We start from the raw sequence: 1,767 nt of genomic DNA, 5'->3' as shown, positions 1-1,767 counted from the left end.
ATGAGATGCTGCGCCTGTGGGACGCTCCCGTCGTGACCCCGGGCCTGCGGTGGGGCGCATGAGCGGCGCCGTGTCGACCGACGACCTCGTCGCGTGGATCCGCGCGTTCCGTGATGCCGTCGCCGCCCACAAGGACGAGCTGACCCGCCTCGACTCCGAGATCGGCGACGCGGACCACGGCTCCAACATGGCACGCGGCCTCGACGCGGTCGTCGCCAAACTCGACCCCGCCCCCGCGACCCCGGCCGAGTTGTTCAAGACCGTCGGGATGACGCTGGTGTCGACCGTCGGCGGGGCGAGCGGCCCCCTGTACGGAACCCTGTTCCTGCGCATGGGCCCCGCTCTCGCGTCGGCGGAGCAGATGGATGCCACCGCCCTGGGCGCGGCGCTGCGCGCTGGCGTCGAGGGGGTCGTCGCCCGTGGCAAGGCCGAGGTCGGCGACAAGACGATGATCGACGCCCTGACCCCCGCCCTCGACGCGTGGGACGCCGCGGCGAGCGGATCCCCGGCGGACGCGGCCCGCGCCGCGGCCGACGCGGCCGCCCGCGGACGGGACGCGACGATCCCGCTCGTCGCGCGCAAGGGCCGGGCCAGCTACCTCGGCGAGCGCAGCGCCGGGCACCTCGACCCCGGCGCCGCCTCGGCGACGCTGCTGCTCGAGGCGCTGCGCGACACCCTGGCGGGCGCCGAGTGATCGGCATCGTCGCGGTCTCGCACAGTCGCGCCCTGGCAGAGGCGGCCGTCGAGCTCGCTCTGCAGATGGGAGGAGAGGACCCGCCCCGCGTCCGCGTCGCCGCCGGCGGTCCCGACGGCGATCTGGGCACGGATGCCGTGGCCATCGCCGCGGCGATCGACGACGCCGACGGCGGGGACGGCGTGCTCGTGCTGATGGACCTGGGTTCCGCGCTCCTGAGCGCCGAGACGGCTCTCGAGTTCGTGGCATCCCCGGACCGCGTGACCCTCAGCTCCGCGCCGTTCGTCGAGGGTCTCGTGGCCGCGGTGGTGGCCGCCGCGGGCGGTGCCGACCTCGCCACGGTCGCCGCGGAGATCCGCGGCGCCGCCGAGGCCAAACGCGTCCACCTCGGCGACGACGGCGGGTCCCCGGCATCCCCCGCCCCGGATGAGCCTGCGGTGCGGGAGGGCGACGACACGTTCTTCGAGACGGTCGTGGTGAACCCCTCGGGCCTGCACGCGCGGCCCGCGGCGACGTTCGTCAAGGCGGCGTCGCGCTACGACGCGGACGTCCGCATCGAGGACCTCGACGCCGGCTCCGACGAGGTGTCGGCGCGCAGCCTGCTCGCGCTCATGGCGCTGGGGGTGCGGCAAGGGGCGCGGGTGCGCGTCCGCGCGACGGGCCCGCAGGCGCGACAGGCACTGGACGAGCTGCGCGCGCTCATCGACGACGGCTTCGGCGAGCGCTGAACGCCGCCTCGACCCGTCGACGTCTCAGCGCGTGACGCTGAGCAGGCGCCGGGCGAGCGATTCCTCGACGACGAGCTCGGTGATGAGGTCGGCGGCGAGTGCGCCGCGCAGCCCGTCGAGCTTGGACAGGCTCGACACCACGCAGAACCGGCGCGGGATGCGGCGGACGGTGTCGAGGTCGGGTCCGCTGGAGCGTTCGTTCAATTCGGGCACGTCGCTGGAGCCGTCGGCGCGGTAGAACACGGTGGCGCAGTCTCCCACGATCCCCTCGCGCTCGATGACGGCGCGGTCGCGCTCGTCGAAGTAGTCGCCGCTGTAGACGTGCGACGGCACGTCGGCGTGCGG

Annotated in this window: 3 protein-coding genes; 2 read left to right on the top strand and 1 reads right to left on the bottom strand. The window is 74.8% G+C overall.

Features of this window, described 5'->3' with window-relative positions:
- Positions 1-58: 58 nt before the first annotated feature.
- Positions 59-694 (top strand): dihydroxyacetone kinase subunit DhaL, encoded by a 636-nt coding sequence (gene dhaL, locus DBR36_RS16985; protein WP_108320870.1) that lies wholly within the window; start codon positions 59-61, stop codon positions 692-694.
- Complete coding sequence (gene dhaM / locus DBR36_RS16980; protein ID WP_108320859.1) at positions 691-1,422, top strand: dihydroxyacetone kinase phosphoryl donor subunit DhaM; 732 nt, start codon at positions 691-693, stop codon at positions 1,420-1,422. The genes dhaL and dhaM overlap by 4 nt, the downstream gene beginning before the upstream one ends.
- Positions 1,423-1,446: 24 nt before the next feature.
- Here the strand turns inward: dhaM and DBR36_RS18735 are convergent.
- Positions 1,447-1,767, bottom strand: a 321-nt coding sequence (locus DBR36_RS18735; protein ID WP_258222969.1) for a sugar-binding domain-containing protein, incomplete at its 5' end; no start/stop codon positions are given.

This window comes from Microbacterium sp. HMWF026, assembly GCF_003061325.1.
In the GTDB taxonomy this organism is placed as follows: Bacteria; Actinomycetota; Actinomycetes; order Actinomycetales; family Microbacteriaceae; genus Microbacterium; species Microbacterium testaceum_E.
Note: the sequence above shows the minus strand (reverse complement) of the source record. Positions and strands in the feature narration are given on the sequence as shown.